The organism is Shewanella sp. SACH (assembly GCF_001887095.2).
GTDB lineage: Bacteria > Pseudomonadota > Gammaproteobacteria > Enterobacterales > Shewanellaceae > Shewanella > Shewanella baltica.
The window spans coordinates 16,614-35,471 of the sequence record NZ_MPDG02000005.1; the positions used below are offsets into that span (position 1 = coordinate 16,614).

Annotated in this window: 15 protein-coding genes; 7 read left to right on the forward strand and 8 right to left on the reverse strand. The window is 48.3% G+C overall.

Annotated elements, in window-relative coordinates:
• Positions 1 to 53: 53 nt before the first annotated feature.
• A complete protein-coding gene (locus BM607_RS16885; RefSeq protein WP_006083004.1) occupies positions 54 to 431 on the forward strand; it encodes a DUF4144 family protein in 378 nt (125 codons plus the stop codon).
• 224 nt (positions 432 to 655) lie between these two features.
• Positions 656 to 1,798: a site-2 protease family protein gene (locus BM607_RS16895; RefSeq protein WP_071939902.1), complete on the forward strand. Its 1,143-nt coding sequence runs from the start codon at positions 656 to 658 to the stop codon at positions 1,796 to 1,798.
• A gap of 155 nt (positions 1,799 to 1,953) precedes the next feature.
• Here the strand turns inward: BM607_RS16895 and BM607_RS16900 are convergent, their stop codons facing one another.
• The 3 genes from BM607_RS16900 to BM607_RS16910 are packed head-to-tail and all read right to left on the reverse strand — an operon-like array spanning position 1,954 to position 6,681.
• Positions 1,954 to 3,405: an efflux transporter outer membrane subunit gene (locus tag BM607_RS16900; RefSeq protein ID WP_071939903.1), complete on the reverse strand. Its 1,452-nt coding sequence runs from the start codon at positions 3,403 to 3,405 to the stop codon at positions 1,954 to 1,956.
• A gap of 7 nt (positions 3,406 to 3,412) precedes the next feature.
• Positions 3,413 to 5,446 (reverse strand): MacB family efflux pump subunit, encoded by a 2,034-nt coding sequence (locus tag BM607_RS16905; protein WP_071939904.1) that lies wholly within the window; start codon positions 5,444 to 5,446, stop codon positions 3,413 to 3,415.
• Between the two features lie 2 nt (positions 5,447 to 5,448).
• Complete coding sequence (locus tag BM607_RS16910; protein ID WP_071939905.1) at positions 5,449 to 6,681, reverse strand: efflux RND transporter periplasmic adaptor subunit; 1,233 nt, start codon at positions 6,679 to 6,681, stop codon at positions 5,449 to 5,451.
• A gap of 808 nt (positions 6,682 to 7,489) precedes the next feature.
• On the opposite strand from BM607_RS16910, the gene rihA reads away from it, so the two are divergent.
• The 3 genes from rihA (at position 7,490) to azu (ending at position 10,181) form a co-directional block, all read left to right on the forward strand.
• Positions 7,490 to 8,446, forward strand: coding sequence for a pyrimidine-specific ribonucleoside hydrolase RihA (gene rihA / locus BM607_RS16915; protein ID WP_071939906.1), 957 nt, complete (start codon positions 7,490 to 7,492; stop codon positions 8,444 to 8,446).
• 19 nt (positions 8,447 to 8,465) lie between these two features.
• The gene (rbsK, locus tag BM607_RS16920; RefSeq protein ID WP_071940046.1) at positions 8,466 to 9,377 is read left to right on the forward strand and encodes a ribokinase; all 912 of its coding nucleotides are present in this window, start codon (positions 8,466 to 8,468) and stop codon (positions 9,375 to 9,377) included.
• 327 nt (positions 9,378 to 9,704) lie between these two features.
• Positions 9,705 to 10,181, forward strand: coding sequence for an azurin (gene azu, locus BM607_RS16925; protein WP_006080224.1), 477 nt, complete (start codon positions 9,705 to 9,707; stop codon positions 10,179 to 10,181).
• A 99-nt stretch (positions 10,182 to 10,280) separates the two neighbouring features.
• Here the strand turns inward: azu and BM607_RS16930 are convergent, their stop codons facing one another.
• Entirely contained in the window at positions 10,281 to 11,465 is a 1,185-nt protein-coding gene (locus BM607_RS16930; protein ID WP_071939907.1) for a DUF3103 domain-containing protein, read from the reverse strand.
• A gap of 366 nt (positions 11,466 to 11,831) precedes the next feature.
• Entirely contained in the window at positions 11,832 to 12,134 is a 303-nt protein-coding gene (locus BM607_RS16940) for a DUF3622 domain-containing protein (RefSeq protein ID WP_006080221.1), read from the reverse strand.
• A gap of 370 nt (positions 12,135 to 12,504) precedes the next feature.
• On the opposite strand from BM607_RS16940, the gene BM607_RS16945 reads away from it, so the two are divergent.
• Positions 12,505 to 13,782, forward strand: coding sequence for a glycerophosphodiester phosphodiesterase family protein (locus BM607_RS16945; RefSeq protein ID WP_071939908.1), 1,278 nt, complete (start codon positions 12,505 to 12,507; stop codon positions 13,780 to 13,782).
• A 168-nt stretch (positions 13,783 to 13,950) separates the two neighbouring features.
• On the opposite strand, the gene BM607_RS16950 is transcribed toward BM607_RS16945, so the two are convergent.
• Positions 13,951 to 14,517 (reverse strand): phosphoribosyltransferase family protein, encoded by a 567-nt coding sequence (locus BM607_RS16950; protein ID WP_006080219.1) that lies wholly within the window; start codon positions 14,515 to 14,517, stop codon positions 13,951 to 13,953.
• A gap of 285 nt (positions 14,518 to 14,802) precedes the next feature.
• Positions 14,803 to 16,569, reverse strand: coding sequence for an alkaline phosphatase D family protein (locus BM607_RS16955; protein WP_071939909.1), 1,767 nt, complete (start codon positions 16,567 to 16,569; stop codon positions 14,803 to 14,805).
• Positions 16,570 to 16,824: 255 nt separating this feature from the next.
• Between BM607_RS16955 and BM607_RS16960 the strand changes: the two genes are divergently transcribed.
• Complete coding sequence (locus BM607_RS16960; protein WP_011845794.1) at positions 16,825 to 17,250, forward strand: CBS domain-containing protein; 426 nt, start codon at positions 16,825 to 16,827, stop codon at positions 17,248 to 17,250.
• 59 nt (positions 17,251 to 17,309) lie between these two features.
• On the opposite strand, the gene BM607_RS16965 is transcribed toward BM607_RS16960, so the two are convergent.
• Complete coding sequence (locus tag BM607_RS16965) at positions 17,310 to 18,671, reverse strand: MATE family efflux transporter (protein WP_071939910.1); 1,362 nt, start codon at positions 18,669 to 18,671, stop codon at positions 17,310 to 17,312.
• Between the last annotated feature and the right edge of the window lie 187 nt (positions 18,672 to 18,858).

Genomic DNA, 18,858 nt, shown 5'->3' on the forward strand with positions numbered 1-18,858 from the left:
ATTGTTCTCAGAGACTGTCTCAGAGCCCATTTTAAACTTCCTAAGGATCTGAAATGACTAGCGTTAAGATGTCGAGTATTGAATGGCCAGCCATTGTAAAACTGACTCAAAGTGACGAATTACTTTACCTAGAACACCAAAGGGATTGGCTCGAACTCGCCTGTCTCTATCAGCATCATTTTATCGATACCGATCAATTGCTCGACTCAAAAGGCCAGCGTTATCTAATCAGTGCCTGTCCGCAGAAAATCCATGAAGACCCCGTCGGCGAACTGCCGCAATTACTGCGCCAGAAACAAGATTTGCCGCTCAATGAATTTATCAAGTGGGTTCAAAACCATGCCCAAGCACTGGGGCAATGCTGCGTCGCTAAGCTGGCTTTCACAACGATTTCCCAAGGGATTGAAATTGTACGCACCCTCGATGAATAAACGGCAAACAGCTGAGATACTATCTACCAACAACTCAGTTGCTCAATAAAAAACACTATGACCTTAAAAGCTAATATCCTCATAGTAAATTCACAGGCATAATTTGCCGCTGTGTAGCAGCGCCGAGTCCACTGGCAAAGCGCAGCTAAAATACACTTCAAAATGACCATTTTCTGCGTCGACTCAAGGGATGACGTTTAAGTTGGCACTAAATATACAAACAGATGGAACCGAAATTGGAACTACTTAAGATTGACTGCTTAGGCAAACAACTGCGCTTAGAAGGCTCACTCGCGGGCTGGCAACAACTCTTCTGGGACAACACCTTAGTCTCACAAAAAGAAGCTTCCGTCGACAATGGCGGCCTCAAGGTTCATGTCTTTGAGCTCACCCACCACAGCAGTCCATTGGCGACAGAAAGTGGCGAGCAAGCCATCGCCATGACAGAAAGTAAAATTCAAGTTCGCCTCGAAACCGATCTCGTTTGGCAGCCTTTCCGCCTCGATTACTGCTTGCTGCAGGATGACAAAATTATCGACCAAGGACGACGCACCGAAAAAGATATCGAACGCCAAACTCCTGAAACGCCCATCGTTAAGCAGCAAAAACTGAGCATGGTTGGACTCGCCTCCCTTGGTTTTAAACTGTTAAAAAGCGCCAAAGTCATAAAAGTGGTATTAGCGGGCGCCAGCGTTGCGGCTTATTCTTGGCTATTCTCCTTCCAATTCGCCCTCGCGCTCATCGCCTGCTTGGTATTCCACGAATACGGCCATATCCGCGCGATGAAATATTTTGGGATGAAAACCAAAGGAATTTACCTTATTCCCTTTATGGGTGGGCTCGCGCTCTCCGATGAAAAAATTAATACGCGTTGGCAAGATGTGGTGATTTCCATCATGGGGCCAACCTTTGGACTCCTGATGTCCATCGCGTCCTTGATTGCTTACCACGCCACGGGCAATGTGTTTTTTGCTGGCCTTGCCGCCTTTAATGCGCTGCTTAACCTATTTAATTTATTGCCAATTTTACCACTCGATGGCGGGCATATTTTAAAGAGCATCAGCTTTTCGATGAACAGCATTATGGGCTTGGTCGCCTGCGCCGCCGGTGCCGCTTTCGGTGTGTATATCAGCTACACCTTAGGCTTAGCCTTATTGGGATTCTTGTTGTTGATCGGCAGCTTAGAAATCATCTTCGAGTGGCGCACACGCCATCAAAGCCACCTGCTGCCGTTAGACAGATACGGGCAAATCTTCTCGGTGATTTGGTACTTGCTCACGGTTGGCGCTTTAGTCGGCATCATCTGGCACTTAGCCGGAACCGGCGATGATATGCTCAGTCTGCCGCTGCAAATATTGCGCAGCTAATTCAGCTTAACGGCTAAAAGCAGCGCAAAGGCACTGCACTCTGAGAGTGCTAACACTTGCGCTTGCACTTGCCCTGAGTGATGCAAAAACGAAAAACCGCTATTAATAGCGGTTTTTGTTTTTCTATAGTGCTGCGATGCTTTTACAACAATGCGTTATTCCTTTGCCAAAGGCGGGGCGATATCGCTGCCGCCAAGGGCTTGATAAAGCGTCGCTTGGGCGGTGAGTTGGTTGTAACGATTCTCGAGCAAAGCCGCCTCGGCGCTGCGACGATTCTCTTGGGCATCAATCCAATTCTGAATACCGATAGCACCATTGCGATACTGACTCTCGTAAATGGCTTCAACGGCTGCCGCAGCACTGAATTGCTGAGCCAACTTCTCCCCTTGATAACGATATTGCTGCTTAGCCGAAATCGCATTATCGACATCTTCAAAGGCGGAATAAAGCGTCTTGCGATAATTTACCACTGCAGTTTGATAATCGATATCGGCAATGTCGTTATTGATTTGCATTTGATTCCACTGCAAAAAGGGCAAGACAAGCCCAGCGCCTAAACTGCCAACGGGATTACGTAACAGCTCTTTTAACTCTGAGGTCGACTCCCCGACACCGCCGGTTAAACTCAGGCTTGGGAAATAACTCGCATAGGTCGCGTCTTTACTCGCCAAGGCGGAGCGCAGTTGATACAAGGAAGCCTTCACATCTGGGCGTCTGACTAACAAATCTGCTGGTACACCCACGCTAACGTCCGGCACTGCCACATCGGGGAGTTGCTTAATCTCAACCCAAGTCTCCCCTGAGGCTAAACTCTGCGCCGGATCAGCAGCTGGTGCCTGATTGAGTAATATCGCGAGGGCATTTTTAGCCACAGTTAATTGCTGGATAAGCTGGCTATGGGCCGCCTCTTGTCCCGCCATACTGCGCTGCGATTCGAGCACATTCACTTGCGTCACGGCGCCAGAATCATACTGCCTTTGGGTTAAAGCCAGCGTTTGCTTGCTGTACGCTATGCTCTTTTGGCTCAAATCAACCCGTTGATTTAAATAACCTATCTGCCAGTACAAGGATGCAGTGGTCGCCACTAGACTTTGGGTGGTGCTTTCCCTATCTTCGGCGCTCGCCAGCGCCGCCCATTGGGCTTGGTCGATATTGGCTGACACTTTGCCCCACAAATCCACCTCATAACTGACAGACAAGTTGGCTTGGTAACTCTTAGTCGCGTCGCCGCCATCAAGCGGCTGATTATGGGAAGCGCCAAGATTGGCCGATAATTGCGGGTACAGATCGTCCCGTGTTAGCCCTGCCTGCAAGCGTGCTTTACGCAGGGTTAAAGTCGCCAGCGTTAAGTCATTGTTGGTGCTCAACACTTGGCTGACCAGCTTATCAAGCTCAGGCTGATGAAACTGCTGCCACCAAGGATCGACTTTTACTTGCTCGTTCACTGTGGTGTTTTGCCACTGCTCAGGAATCGCCAATGCGGGCGGTTCAAAGTCTGAACGCATAAAACTGCCACAGCCACTCAGCAAGGTTATTCCCAAAGCCATGCCCACAGCAATCGCGCAGCTACGAGGCGAAAAGTGTCGATTAAATATTTTTGTATTCATGGTGTTATTACTCTCTGGCTAATGCGTCAACGGGATCTAACTGCGCCGCATTGCGGGCGGGTAAGAAACCAAATAGCACACCAATTAAGGTCGAACAGGCAAAGGCGGCAACGATGGAGGTGGTGGAGTAAATCATTTGGAAACTGCCTCCCGTTTGCGCAAACACCACGCCAATTAAGTAGGACAAAGCGATACCTAAGGTTCCGCCACACAAACACACTAAGATGGCTTCGATAAGGAACTGGCGCAAAATATCACTCTGACGCGCGCCCACAGCCATACGAACCCCGATTTCACGGGTCCGCTCAGTCACAGACACTAACATAATATTCATCACCCCAATTCCGCCAACGACAAGGGAAATTACCGCGATCGCCGAGATCAGTAAGGTCATGGTTGCTGTGGTTTTTTCGATGTTCTGCCTAATGGTATCGGTATTGATGGTGAAGAAATCTTGAGTGCCGTGGCGCATTTTAAGCAGCGCGATAATGCCCTGCTCCGCCGCATTGCTCGGCACAGTTTCATCGAGTCGCACTGTGATACCATCCAAATAGTTTTTACCTATCATACGGCCAGAAACTGTGGTGTAAGGCACCCACACATTGAGCGCATCGCTGTTACCAAAAGCACTTTCTTTTGGCTGCGTCACACCTATGATGCGCACGGGTAAATCCCCGAGGAAAATCACTTGGCCGATGGCCGAATTATTAGCGCCTGCACTGTTAGGAAAGAGCTCCTTACGGGTGTTGTCATCAATCACCGCATCTTGGGCGAGTGTTGCAACGCTGGCATCATCCCAAAACTGCCCCTGCGCTAACTCATAACCTCTCACGCGAAAGAACTCCGGCCCCACCCCATTCACCGAGGCCGATACCGCTTTATTACCAAAACGTACCGTCGCGCTAGAGCCAATACTTGGTGTCACGCTATCGACATAGGGCAGATTTTTAAGGGCATTGGCATCGGTCGCCGTTAAGGTACGCACCCGTGCCGAGCGTCGATCGCCAAAACCTGAACCCGGGCGAATATCAATCGTATTGGTTCCCATCGAACTGATACTTTTGAGAATGGCCTGCTGTGAGCCTTCACCTAAGGCCACCACAGAAACCACAGAGGCGATACCGATAATAATCCCGAGCATAGTCAAAAAGGTACGTAACCTGTGGGTCGACATAGCCACCAGCGCCATTTTAAGCGCCTCGACATATCTGTCCCACGAAGCCACCCGAGCACGCGAGCTGTCTTTTGCTGCCACTGTTTTTGCGACCACAGTGCCGTTAGGCTTTTGTGACGCCGTATTTTGTGAGGTCGTGTTATGTGATGTCGAGCTTTGCGGCTTAGCCGTCTGTTTATCCTGACTGCGCTCATCGCTGATGATCACGCCGTCTTTGATTTCGATAATGCGGTCGGCATATTGGGCCACGTGCATATCGTGGGTCACGATAATGATGGTATGACCGTCGCTGTGCAGCTCCTGCAACAACTGCATCATTTCTTCACCACTGTGACTATCCAGCGCACCAGTCGGCTCATCGGCAAGGATCACATCGCCGCCATTCATCAAGGCGCGCGCCACACTGACCCGCTGCTGTTGACCACCACTGAGCTGATTGGGTTTATGGTCAAGCCTGTCGCCAAGGCCTAAACGCGTCAACAAATGCTCGGCTCTGTCTTTACGCACCGTGCGTTCTTTACCCGCATACACGGCGGGCACTTCGACGTTGCCTATGGCGGTCAAATCGCCCAGTAAATGATAACGCTGAAAGATAAAACCAAAGTGCTCGCGGCGCAGCTGGGCTAACTCATCCACGTCCATCGTTGAGGTATCTTGGCCATTGATAAAATACGCGCCCTTTGACGGCTTATCTAAACAACCAAGAATGTTCATTAGGGTCGATTTACCCGAGCCAGAGGCGCCCACTATCGCCACCATCTCGCCACGGCCAATCGACAGGTTCACATCTTTTAGCACAGTAAGTTGTTGCTCACCCGCCTGAAAAGTGCGATAACAACCTGAAATTTCAAGTAATGCCGTTGTCACTGTTAAAACCTCACGCTAGGTTGACGACGGAATTTGCTGCTGCCATCATCGGCGGACGGCATGCCAAGCACGACCTGATCGCCCTCCTTCAAGCCCGCTATGATTTCGGCATTGATTTTGTTGTTGATCCCAACCGTGACATCCACATATTGCACTTGGTTATCAACTAACACAGGCACTTGATATTGCGGGCCACTGCGGGCTTTACGCTCGCCAGACTTAGCCTCTGGCGACGCTGATTTCTCCCTCGGCTTTATACGTAATATTTGCGCAGGCACTAATAGCGCATCATCGGCCTTGGCTAACACTATGGACACCTGCGCCGTCATGCCGATACGCAAGGTGCGGTCAGGATTTTCAACATCAAATAACCCATGGTAATAAATGGCGTCTGAGTCGCTAGAGCTCATATTACTATCGTCGCCATCCATCGAAATCGGTCCAGGTTCAATCGCCCTTAAGATGCCACGGTAGGGATGATTCGGTTTGCCAAGAACCGTGAAATACACGGCTTGACCCGGATGGACATTGACGACATCGGCTTCGGAAATCTGTGCTTTAACTGTCATGGTATCCAGCTGCGCCATTTCCACGATTGTCGGCGTCGTTTGATTGGCGTTAACGGTTTGCCCCACTTCCACCGCCGAATACACCACAGTGCCATCCATAGGCGCGGTGATTTTGGTATAACCTAAATCGATTCGGGCACTGTCGACGTTAATCTCAGCCTGTTGTTTTTGCGCTTCTAATTGCTCAAGCTCGGCTTGATAAACCGTTAAATTAGCATCGGCCACTTCATAATCTGCGCGGGAACTGGCCTTGTCGGCAAGCATTTGCTGCTGGCGGCTAAACTCCAACTTGGCTTGGCGGATCTGCGCCTGTTTGGCGCGGAACTGGGCATTGATACTCTTGAGTGATGCGAGGGCATCCTTCAAATTATTCTGCTGCGCTAGACTGTCAATTTGAGCAATCAAATCGCCTTTCTTTACTTCATCCCCCAGTGCCAGCGGCAAACTTAAGATTTGCCCCGATACCTGCGCCCCCACACTCACCAGTTTAGAGGCCTGCAACATGCCATTGGCCAGCACTGAGTTTTCGATATCGCCACGGCGCACCACTTCTGTCACATAGGCAGGTGCAGTTTCAGGCTTATGCCACATAAAATAAGCACCGCCACCCAGGAGGATTAAGCCGCTTAACGCGAGCAGCAATTTACGCTTTGAGGATTTTTTCATCGGTATTGTCGTGTCCATCAATGCTAAAGACAGCAAGCATTCATCTTGCTAAGGAACAGAAATTGTTCCAACAGTATATAGAGTTAGCCATAGACAGTAGACGAAGGAAGTGTCGTTAACAGGTAAAGATTTGCAAATATCTGTGTAGAAATTTGCATGACAAGCACGGCTAAGTGGTGCTTAGGCAGCAATGCCGATTTAGTGCGATACCAAATCGTTAGGTGGTAAATTGTCGGGGTCTATATTTTACAGTCGTATAATTTAAGCAATACTCGTTATTCTTCGCTTAATTATTTTTCAATAAAAATCAAAATCGTGGGGCTTCACCCCACACCCGACCAACAGGGGTTCAACAGCAATCCCCTCTTGGATCTCCCTTGCCGAACAACGTCCATGTCTAACTGCCAGTTCGCCATCCCTGGATCTCGTTCGTAACACTGCTAGGCAGTACTCACACTAGCGAAGTTACATGCATTGATTAGTGGCTTCGTGCTTATTCGAAAATCGCTAACGCTTCCGATGGGGCGTCCCTTCCCCCCGAAAGCTACTTCACAGGGAATTGAATATTCCCTGTGCTTAAGTGTTAATTCGTATTGTATAAGGCCAACAATGTTATACATGTATGAATATTCTACATACTTAAATTAGGTGAGTCTGCCATTATCAAACAGCTGTAAATTCTAGCAGCTTGTTGATAAAAAGACGAAAATGCTCACAGTTTACTCTGCAAGTCCCCTCCACAGGCTAGCGCCTAACTAATGGCATGCTATTCTAAGCACCCATCACCGCTGTTTAAAGGAGTAACAGTATGACTCGCCCTATTATTCTGGATTGCGATCCCGGTCATGACGACGCTATTGCGCTCATTTTAGCTCTCGCCCATCCAGAGCTGGTTCCACTGGCCGTCACCACCAGCGCCGGTAACCAAACGCCGGATAAAACGCTCAATAATGCCCTGCGGATCTTAACCTTATTAAATCGCAGTGATATTCCTGTCGCTGGCGGCGCCGTCAAGCCATTAGCTCGCGAATTAATCATTGCCGACAATGTCCATGGTGAAACCGGACTCGACGGCCCTGCATTGCCTAATCCAAGTTTTAGTCCTCAAGCCATTACCGCAGTTGAATTAATGGCGCAGCAAATTCGCCAAAGCGATAAGCCTGTGACACTCGTCCCCACAGGACCACTCACCAATATCGCGCTTTTGCTCGCCAGCCACCACGAATTACACGCCAAGATCGAACGCATAGTGCTAATGGGCGGCGCAGCCGGTGTCGGCAATTGGACGCCTGCCGCCGAGTTTAATATTTTTGTCGACCCTGAAGCCGCCGATATTGTCTTTAAATCCGGTATTCCCATTACTATGTGTGGGCTCGATGTGACTCATCAGGCGCAAATCATGGATGAAGACATAGAACGTATTCGCGCGATTCAAAATCCAATTGCTCAATGCGTCGCCGAATTATTGGATTTCTTTATGATTTACCACAGAGATCCTAAATGGGGCTTTATTGGTGCGCCATTGCACGACCCCTGCACTATCGCTTGGTTGCTTAAACCTGAACTATTTGAGGCGCAAGATTGCTGGGTAAGCATTGAAACCCAAAGTGAGTTGACCTTAGGCATGACAGTGGTCGATCGCTATCAGCTAACAGGTAAAGCCGCCAATGCGACTGTGCTGTTTGGGATCGATAGGCAAGGCTTTGTCGATTTACTGGTAGACAGTTTACGCGTCTATGATGCAACTTATCTCAATCGCAGATAAAAATGACAGTGAGTCTTCTATGAGCCAGATACTCGTTATCGGCAGTGCAAATGCCGACCATGTGATGAAATTTGAGTACCTGCCCGCTGCAGGGCAAACCTTAATGAGCCGAGATTACCGCCTCGAACAGGGCGGCAAAGGGGCCAATCAAGCCGTCGCCTGCGCGCGCTTAGCCAAATCAGGTTCACGCACTGATTTTATCTGTCACCTCGGCCAAGACAGTATCGGCGATGATATGCGTCAAAGCTGGATGAAAGATGGCATCAGTGCGGAAGGGATCCGCCAAATAGCCGGACTGAGCACTGGCACTGCCATGATTTTTATCGGTGATAACGGTGAGAATACGATTGGCGTTGCCGCAGGTGCCAACGCCAGCCTTTCACCCGATGACTTAGAAGCTCATTACGCCCTGTTTGCTAATGCGGAGTACTTGTTAACACAATTGGAAACGCCCGCTGCCACAGTGGCAAAGGCGCTGCAAATAGCCAAGAATCTTGGCGTGACGACTGTGCTAAATCCTGCTCCAGCGACGGCACTTGGCCAAGATGTACTCAAGTGGGTAGATATTATTACCCCCAATGAAACCGAAGCAGAAGCCTTAACGGGAGTTGAGATCAACCATATTGATGATGCACACATGGCAGCGCAACTTCTCCACCAGCAGGGAGTAAAGATTGTGGTCATTACCTTAGGTAGCCGTGGCGCATTTATCAGCAGCCCAGGTTTTAATGGGCTAATACCTGCGTTTGAAGTGCAGGCCATAGACACAGTCGCCGCAGGGGATACCTTCAATGGCGCCTTAGTTGTGGGCTTAAGCGAGGGCATGTCGATTGCTGCAGCCGTGGGATTTGCCAATGCAGCCAGTGCCATTACTGTCACTCGCCCAGGTGCACAACGTGCGATTCCCTATCGACAGGAGCTTTCGTACTAAAAAAGTAAGCGACTTTGAGTTAGACGCCCTGAGTTCGACTGCCTAAATTATCATTTATAAATCAAAGTCATAAATCAAAAATTATAAACAATAACTCCTGAGTACTTAGTTCACGCCAGCTAAGTACTCGCTCGTCTATGTGTACCGCTAGCGATTTTGCCGTTACAGAATTTTGCAGTCACTGAGAATGCAGCACTCAAACGAAAGTTGCATATACATAATTTACACGCTGATTTCATTCCCATTTAATAAAGATTGCTTATGCTTGCAGGCGCATGTCCGAGTCAAAAGGACTCGGCTACCCTTGTTCAAATAAGGAAGTACCAGATGAAAGCAAAAAGCACAGCTTTACGTAACGTGACCAGCACTAGCCTAATCGGCCTCGGATTATTATTCGCTAGCCAAGCGAGTGCCAACGAATGTGAACTGAAAATTGCCGCCACTGATGCAATGCAATTTGACACTAAAGAGCTGTCTGTACCTGCAAGCTGTAAAGAAGTGACCTTAACCTTAACCCACTCAGGCACTTTGCCAAAAGCAGCTATGGGCCACAACTGGGTATTAACTAAGGCAGCCGATATGTCAGCCGTAGCGACCGAAGGTATGAGTGCCGGTCCTGATGCTGCCTATGTCAAAGCAGGTGATACTCGCGTTATCGCTCACACGCCATTAGTGGGCGGCGGCGAATCAACGTCTATCACCTTTAGCACTGCTGGCATGAGCGCTACTGAAGCCTACCAATTCTTCTGCAGCTTCCCAGGCCACTGGGCGATTATGCAAGGTAGTTTCAAGCTAAAAGCTTAAGGTGAATGGCTTAGCCTAACGTTAAGTGATAAAAACAAAAAAGCGGATCTTAGGATCCGCTTTTACATTCCAGCCAATGCATTTAACCGCAATAATTCATCATGGTCTTGGTTGGATGACTAATGGCGCAAAGCTCGTCATCGCATTACCGTTAGCCCCGTTCAAGTTAGGATATTCAACCCCTTCCTGTAAGGTGTAATACACGTCGACAAAGTCATCGTCATTGGTGAACCAAGCATCCGGCATCACACTTAAAATACCATTGGTGATTTGCGGGATCAGCGCATAACCCTGAGCTTCAGGATCGGGGATCGACTTTAAGATCTGCTCCGCCGCTTCCAACAACTTAGTGGCCAACACTTTATAGTTAGTGCCATCGTCATGCTCCATTAGGATCATGTCCGCAGCCGCCCAACGATAACGCTCCCAATGGATGATGATTTGATTCGGATAATAGGTCGTATCCGAATAATCTAAATAGGGCATTTCGACGATATCGAGCACAGGTTCTTCACGGCTCGGGTCAACCCCTGTCACTATGCCGTAAATCTCGGCACGACCAGAAATCCACGGCTCATGATCATCCTTCAAGGATATTTGTTTGATCACTGTGGTGGAAATAGGCTTGTCTGCCACCGCCTGTGTTTGCGCACGGCTCAGTAGCGCACCATCTTTTTTCGCCGATTGTGCTTCGGCAAATGTCGCCCGCATCACCTCTAAGCCAGCCACAAAGGCTTTTTTACTATCGATACCGACCACAAACACCGGCTGCTGCGGTAGGTTATACACGTCTAATTGATGAACTTGCCCATGAATATCAAAGGCTTCAATATAATCCCACTGACTCTCGTCACCATCGGGCTCATAGGCAAATAAAGGAGACTCACCTTGCTGCCATGGGGTTAACATGGTTTCATCTGCTAGACGCACTTGCACCAGAGAATCTGCTTTGGCACTTAAGCCCTTCACTCGGCGAATCGACGCATCGGCTTTGGTGATCACATTATCATTGAGCCTATGCTGAGACAGAATGTCATCGGCATTTACGGCCAACTGATACTGGTTTATTTCAGTCTGTAAGATAGGCGCAAGCTGCGCATATTGATGGCTCAAATCTAACGCCAATGCCCGCTTAGTATTGGTTAACTGAGCTTGTGCATCCAAAGTCGAATCCTTTAGCGACGCCTGTAGCAAGCGTAACGCCTCTCCATCTAAGGCTTGGCCATAACTCATGGTTGCCGAAGCCGACAAACACAGCAATAAACTGGATTGAAGTAGTTTCATAGGTGTTCCCTTACCTTAATAAAATTAAACGTGTGTTCGAATTCTCTACATATGAGCACAGACCTGAATCCAAGTAAACCAAACGATAATAATTATCGTTATTTATTAATGGTATAGAATACGCAATAGCGCTGAAACTCTCTAAAAACAAGACTATAGCGATAACGGCTCTCAATCGACCAAAACGTGCGGAGTGAACAGGAAAAAATGAGTTGATAAGCTCAAAGAGGTTGAGCGACAAAAACACAAAAGGCGGCTCCTAAGATCCGCCTTTTGTTATTTATAGCCAGAGTGACGTTTCAGAACGCGTCATGCGCGCCCTAACAATCACACTAGCTTGATAAGACAATACTGAACGAGTGAGTGTTACTCTTCGTCGAAATCATCTTCATCAAGATCTTCGGCATCAGTTGCCGCTTCAGCCGCTAATGCTGCCGCTAATTTTGCTTTAGCTTGTTTCTCTGAACGACGCTTGTTGCGCTCAGTTAACGTGCCTAAAAACACTTGTAATTCAGTTAAGCCCCAAGCTTGCGCTTCGGCTTCGGTCGCAAAACCATCATGGCTCTTAGACACAACCGTTTTAGTTGATGTCATGCGACGAGTGATTTCAGTTTTCCAACCTTTGTCGCCCTGTGTCACGCGAAAATCGTATTTTTTGCCCTTGCTCATTCTGCTCTATTTCCTAAATGATGCTTGTCACGTTTGTCTTATCAAGCGAACCAAACGCTCATCATAAAACAAAAGGAGCGCAGTGTACTTGATTTCGGCCCAGAAAGATCGCCCAGATGAAAATATTCATGCCAGTTTCATCGACTCGCCCAGTGGAGTCAATTCTCAAGTCTAAAACAACACTGCGCATATATCCCGCTCATCCTCTGTCTATGGCTGTTTATCGCAAGCTAGCGTGCTTTAGATAATCGTCGTGCAAACGGTATATATTCTTGTTTATGTCATAAAAATAGGCTTTTTTAGTCACATTAACACTTTAGAGTTTCTGATTAATATTAATAATTTACATCATTACTCATAGGTAAATCTGATGAAACTACGCCCTATTTCGTCGATCTCACTCGGCCTGTTAATTGCCACCAGCGCTTTATTAGCTGGTTGCAATAGTGACGATAACAACACAGAAGTCACGCCACCTGCCAGCAAACCTGTTCCAGCTCAAGTGGGAGAAAGACCTTTATTCCTCGTGCGTCAAATGCAAGACAGCGCACTTAAAACCCGCTTAGAACAATGTACCACTGACAATTTTTATCGCAGCGAGTTTTCCATCGGTCACCGTGGCGCACCAATGCAATTCCCTGAGCATACAAAGGAATCCTACCAAGCGGCTATCGATTCTGGCGCAGGCATAGTTGAATGTGATGTCACCTTCACCGCCGATAAAGCTTTAGTTTGCCGCCACTCACAGTGCGATCTTGCCAGCACGACCAACATTTTAGCCGTGCCTGAACTGGCTAATAAATGTTCGAGCCCATTCACTCCAGCCGATGCAGCCAATGGCGTCAGCGCATCGGCGACCTGTTGCACCAGCGATATCACCCTCGCCGAATTTAAAACCCTCAAGGGTAAAATGGAAGGCAGCAATCCTAAAGCGACCACTGCGGCCGAATTCATCAATGGCACTCCAAGCTGGCGCACCGATCTCTACGCAGGTAATGGCACCTTGATGACCCACGCCGAAAGTATTGAAATGTTTAAAAAAGCTGGCGTGAAGATGACGCCAGAACTCAAAGCCGCCAGCGTATCTATGCCATTCGATGGTTTTACTCAGCAGGATTACGCGCAAAAAATGTTAGATGAATACACAGCGGCTGGCGTCGATGCTTCGCAAGTATTCCCTCAATCATTTATCTTAGATGACATCAAATATTGGGTCGCCAACGCACCTGAGTTTGCGAAACAAGCCGTATTTCTCGATGACAGATACGATTATAACAGCGCTTTCGATCCGCAAAACTCTGCCACTTGGTCACCATCAATGGCAGATTTGAAAACCCAAGGCGTCGAAATTATCGCGCCGCCACTCTGGGTTTTAGTCGCCTTAGATGCGGACAAAAAGATCATCCCTTCGGAATACGCTAAGGCCGCCAAAGGCGCTGGGCTTAAGATCATCACTTGGTCGCTGGAACGTTCTGGATTATTAAAAAATGGTGGCGGCTTTTATTATCAAAGCATTACCGAAGCCATAGATAACGAAGGCGATACCTTTGAATTACTCGATGTGTTAGCTAAAGATGTCGGTGTGATTGGAGTATTCTCCGACTGGCCCGCCACTGTGACTTACTATGCGAACTGTATGGATTTATAAGTCATCGATATAGAAAACAAAAAATGCGTTAACGATTGCTCGTTAACGCATTTTTTTTATTGCGAAAATAGTCTATATCTCGCCGCGAGCAACCTCTTTAACCTGAGCTCGGGATAAACAGAGCCGCTGAATAGGCATCTTTTCGGGCCTCATTATCCCGAGTTCAGGTTATTTAAACAGGTGCTGGATATTCTTTAAATCGCCCTTGCCTTCGGCTATTTCTTCCGGCGTTAAACCTGTGACTTCATGCGGGAACACTAACCAGTCTTCAGAGGCATGGATGTAATAGTCAGGCTTTAAAGGCACGGCGGTATTTTTTGGCTTGTAATAAGGGCAAGCGATACGGATATCGGTTGGCATATTCAGGCGCATCAACTGACCGAGTTTTTCTTTTAATGCATGGATACTGCGGCCAGAGTCAAACACATCATCCACAATCAATAAACCGTCGCTTGCGTTCGCATTTTCAACGATGTAATGCAGGCCGTGAACTTTGATTTCTTTGCTTTGCTTGTCGGTACCAATCCCATAATAGGAAGAAGTACGCACGGCAATGTGATCGGTTTCTACTTGTTTAAAGTCGAAAAATTCCTGTACCGCGATCCCGATTGGAGCGCCGCCACGCCAAATACCCACGATAAACTGCGGACGAAAGCCACTCTCATACACTTGCGAAGCTAATAAAAATGAATCTTCCAGCAATTGCTGCGCGGTAACAAAATACTTTTCTGACATGACACAGTCCCCATCACATTGATTTTATTCTTAGGTCGTTAAAGCTTATGACCCCTGTAAGGTCTGTTCGGCGGGTAAAGGTTCCCAAAACACTAAAACAGCTTTGCCTTAGCAAGTGTAGGCAGCCGCCGAATTTTGGGAGCGAATTTTATACCAAAAAAATGCGATGTGCTGCAGTAATAGTAAGAACTTGCGTGACAACAGACATTTATTTTGCCTTTTTAGGCAAAAAGCAACAAAAAGGCCACCCTAAGGTGGCCTAAAAACAGCGAATAAATATCTGCGTTAAACGATAGGCGTAATCACATGCTCGCCCACTTTTGCCTTGGCGCTATAACCACGTGCCGTTGCCGCTTGGAAATCCTTCGATAGAATGGTATCCACATAATGCCAGTCGCTGCGCACCTCATCAGCGGTGAAAGTGAGCGTCATAAAGCCGCGATCTCTTAAGTTAGCGTACTTAAGATCTGGCACTAACTCGACGATCGCCGCCTCAGTCGCAGGGATCTGCTCAGCTGGCAGATTCAAATAGTACTCAAGACCTGGTGAAGACACTGAGCTGGTCGCAAACTCCACCCCAACGGTATCGCCATTCACATCTTTAAGCTCGTTAGCCCAAGCATTATGGGTATCGCCCGCGATCACAACTAGGTTGAGGTTTTTCGATTTAGCCGTACCTAAAATCACCTCACGCTCGTAGGCGTAACCGTCCCAAGCATCTAAGTTGTATGGAATGGCAGGTAATTGCAGCAGTGCGATAACTTCTGGGGTTAGTAAAGCTTGATTAGCCTGAAGATATTGCAACTCTTGGGCGGTCAGCGTGGGATCATTTGCGGCCGCACGCGCCGCTAGCTTAGCTAACGCGCCTAACATAGCATACTGGGGAATGCTCATCTGCTGAGTCGCAATCGCCGCCGGCAATGACATCTTGCCCATCAAAATCTGTTGCCCTAACACCTGCCACTTGCCCGTTGCTTGCAGCAAAGTGCCTTGCAGCCATAACAATTGCGTCAGACCCAGCATAGTGCGAGTGGTCGAAGTCACATCGGCAAGGAAACGCTCACCCGCAAACGAACCCGTTGTCGGATCCATATAATCGGCATAATCGAGCTGTTTATCACGGGCCAATACACGGGTATCGAGCATGTGCAGGTCGACAAGATTGCCGTAACTGAAGCTGCGGTAAATCTCTTCATGGTTCCCTTCGCGCCATGGGCGAATAGGCAGCCACTCGAAATAGGCTTGCAGTGCCGCTTCTTTGCGGACAGCAAAATCGCCTTCGCCTTCATTATGATTCTCAGCGCCATCACGCCAAGTATCGTTGGCCACTTCGTGGTCATCCCAAACTGTGATAAAAGGCACTTTCGCGTGTAACTTTTGCAGACTCGCATCGGTATGATACTGGCCATAACGGGTGCGATAATCGCCCAATGTCAGCAACTCAGTGGCCGGTAAGACTTCACGGCCAAGCTCTGCAGCATGCTCACTGGCATAACCGCCACGGGCATATTCATAGATGTAATCGCCTAAATGCACCACGGCATCTAAGTCATCCTGCGCCGCCGCTAATTCATAGACGTTAAAGTATCCGGCTGGAAAGTTCGCACAGGACATCACCGCCAGTTTGACAGAACTCACATCGCCCTCAGGCAGCGTGCGGGTTTTACCCACGGCTGAGGTTTTGTCACCAGTCATAAAGCGGTAAAAGTAGTTTTGGCCAGCACGTAAACCGCGGGCATCAATCTTAACCGTGTAGTCACGGCTTGCATTAGTGACCATCTCACCCGTGGTCACTAATTGACTAAAGGCCGCATCGCTTGCCACTTGCCAGCTCACTTTTACATCACCCTCAGATTCAGGCGTGACACGGGTCCAAAGGATCACAGCATCAATCGCAGGATCGCCACTGGCAATCCCATGTAAAAATTGCGCGGGTACAGAATTATCATCATTACTATCGCTACAGCCCATCAAGCCGTAAGAGATCACAGCAACGCCAACACCTTTGGCCGACATAGCCAAAAAGTCACGACGAGTTACGGTACGATTCATTATTATTATTCCTTGTTAGATAAGGCTTCACTGGTATGAGGTCTAATGAGACCCCGATTGTGAGACATCACTGTTACACATTTGTGACATCTTTGTCAGCCTTTTATGATTTCTATCAATTCAAACACTTATACTGAATGGCGCACTTTATTTATGCAGGGCTGGCGCAGCGAACAAGTAAGCTGCTAACATCGGTGCAGGCTAACGCAGCGTGTTAAATGCACGCCTAAGAATGGCAAGAAAAGGAATTTAACAATGAAAGTCAGCGATATTATGAGTGATCAAGTCATCTGCATCAGCGATGGCGCCAGTTTGAAAGATGCCCACCATCTGATGCAAACCCGTGGCGTACGCCACTTACCCGTGATTTCTGAAATTGATGGTACCCTCGTTGGCGTACTCACCCATAAAAAGATGATCGCCAGCGTGATGACTATGTTGAATAAGTACGGCCAAGGCGCGCTCGAGCGCAAGGAACGATACACGCCGATCACAACCGTGATGGACCAAGACTTTCAGCATCTTACTGCCGACGAGCCCTTAACTGTGGTGGTGGAATATTTTATCGAAAACAAACTCGGCTGCTTACCCGTCGTCGATGCCGATAAAAAGGTGCTCGGTATCGTCACGTCATCGGACTTTATCAAGCTGTGCCGTACCCTGTTGAAGCAGCAAAGTTAAGCTTATCAAACAAAAAGCGCAGCCAATGTTTGCTGCGCTTCCAATTCACCTCACCAAAACTACACTGCAGTCACAGCGGGTATTCGAGTAAAACGTTGCCAACGGCACGAGCGCCAGCGGTATACCATAATCAGGCCGCGTATCCACTCATCGGCGGCGACGGCAAGCCAAGCGGCGAGTACGCCATAGCCTAAATGAAGGCCAAAGAACCATGCCAATAGCACGCCAATCCCCCACATGCTAAAGAGGCCAACCCGCACGGGGAACGCCACATCACCCGCCCCTTTTAATGCCGAAATAATCACCAGATTAAACACCCGCCCCGTTTCAAGCGCGATAGAACCTGCCAGTAATAACGCCGTCAGTTGGATGACTTCCTCGTTCTCACTTAACCAGCCAACAATAGTGAATCGCTGCCAGTAGAAGACTAACACTATGACCAGCGAAGTGACAAAACCCACCAGACAGTAGCGTTGCACTCTCGCAGTGATTTCATCGAACCATTGTTTGCCGACATAGTACCCGGTCTGAATTTGCGTCGCCTGCCCGAGCGCCACCGCAAAACAATAAATAAACCGGCTGATATTTAGGCCATAGGTATAAGCCGTGAGCGATAAAGTCCCCATTTGACTGATAAAATAGATGATGGTCATCTGCGCCACATTGTAAGACAACATCTCACCGGCATTGAGCAAGCCGATACGTATCACGCTCCAATAGGTGCTGCGCGGTAATAATTTAAGCCGTTGCAGTGGCAGCGGGATCTTTTTATAGCGGATCACCATCAGCATAATCACAGCGCCGATGATCTGGCTGGTGACGGTGGAAATTGCCACCCCTGTTACCCCATAAACAGGCATGTCAAAGGGAGAATACAGGGCAATATAGTTACCGATAACGTTCATCAAGCCTGTGCTTGAGGTGACTAACATAGCCGAGCGGGTAAAGCCGTAACTCCTTAGAATCGCGGCAAAAGCGATGTTCATGACCAAGCCTATACTCAAGCTGCCGCAAATCACTAAGTAGTCATATCCAAAGCCTGCCACATCGTGTTCAAGCGCAAATAGGCCGATAATCCCCTTAGCGCCGAAGAACATAGAGGCGCCCATGATCAAGGCGAGTCCTAAACTCAATGCAACACTTGCCACCCCGATATCGACAGCCTGTTGCGACTGACCTGCGCCATTGTTCTGGCTAATCAAAATACTCGCACCTGTGCTCACCATCATGGACATAACCATCATGAAGAACATCAGCTGAGTCGTGAGCCCCACCGCTGCAACCGCATTATCGGAATAGTGGCTAAGCATAAAAATGTCGCTGATCCCAAGCAGTGATTGCAGCAAGGTCTCGACAAAAATCGGCCAAGTGAGGGCGACTATGCTCATGCGTTGTTGCAATGTTTTAGGTGCTTTAGCCACGGAGAATTCCTGCAAATAGAGTACGGATAACGATGTGAGCGCTGGCTCAATGTGTCGCTCAAACGGTATCTTGGCAACCTATATTTTAGCCAAGATACTGAAAGCAACTTTCACAAATAGACAACCTAGTGCTAACCAACACACAATCAGGCGGAAATTTAAGCGCATCCAGCCTAATGGTCAATTG

Excerpts from the sequence above, each read along its gene's own strand:
- BM607_RS16885 (WP_006083004.1), top strand. The coding sequence starts at position 54 with ATGACTAGCGTTAAGATGTCGAGTATTGAATGGCCAGCCATTGTAAAA.
- BM607_RS16895 (WP_071939902.1), top strand. The coding sequence starts at position 656 with ATGGAACCGAAATTGGAACTACTTAAGATTGACTGCTTAGGCAAACAA.
- BM607_RS16900 (WP_071939903.1), bottom strand. The coding sequence starts at position 3,405 with ATGAATACAAAAATATTTAATCGACACTTTTCGCCTCGTAGCTGCGCG.
- BM607_RS16910 (WP_071939905.1), bottom strand. The coding sequence starts at position 6,681 with ATGAAAAAATCCTCAAAGCGTAAATTGCTGCTCGCGTTAAGCGGCTTA.
- rihA (WP_071939906.1), top strand. The coding sequence starts at position 7,490 with ATGACTCGCCCTATTATTCTGGATTGCGATCCCGGTCATGACGACGCT.
- rbsK (WP_071940046.1), top strand. The coding sequence starts at position 8,466 with ATGAGCCAGATACTCGTTATCGGCAGTGCAAATGCCGACCATGTGATG.
- azu (WP_006080224.1), top strand. The coding sequence starts at position 9,705 with ATGAAAGCAAAAAGCACAGCTTTACGTAACGTGACCAGCACTAGCCTA.
- BM607_RS16930 (WP_071939907.1), bottom strand. The coding sequence starts at position 11,465 with ATGAAACTACTTCAATCCAGTTTATTGCTGTGTTTGTCGGCTTCGGCA.
- BM607_RS16940 (WP_006080221.1), bottom strand. The coding sequence starts at position 12,134 with ATGAGCAAGGGCAAAAAATACGATTTTCGCGTGACACAGGGCGACAAA.
- BM607_RS16945 (WP_071939908.1), top strand. The coding sequence starts at position 12,505 with ATGAAACTACGCCCTATTTCGTCGATCTCACTCGGCCTGTTAATTGCC.
- BM607_RS16950 (WP_006080219.1), bottom strand. The coding sequence starts at position 14,517 with ATGTCAGAAAAGTATTTTGTTACCGCGCAGCAATTGCTGGAAGATTCA.
- BM607_RS16955 (WP_071939909.1), bottom strand. The coding sequence starts at position 16,569 with ATGAATCGTACCGTAACTCGTCGTGACTTTTTGGCTATGTCGGCCAAA.
- BM607_RS16960 (WP_011845794.1), top strand. The coding sequence starts at position 16,825 with ATGAAAGTCAGCGATATTATGAGTGATCAAGTCATCTGCATCAGCGAT.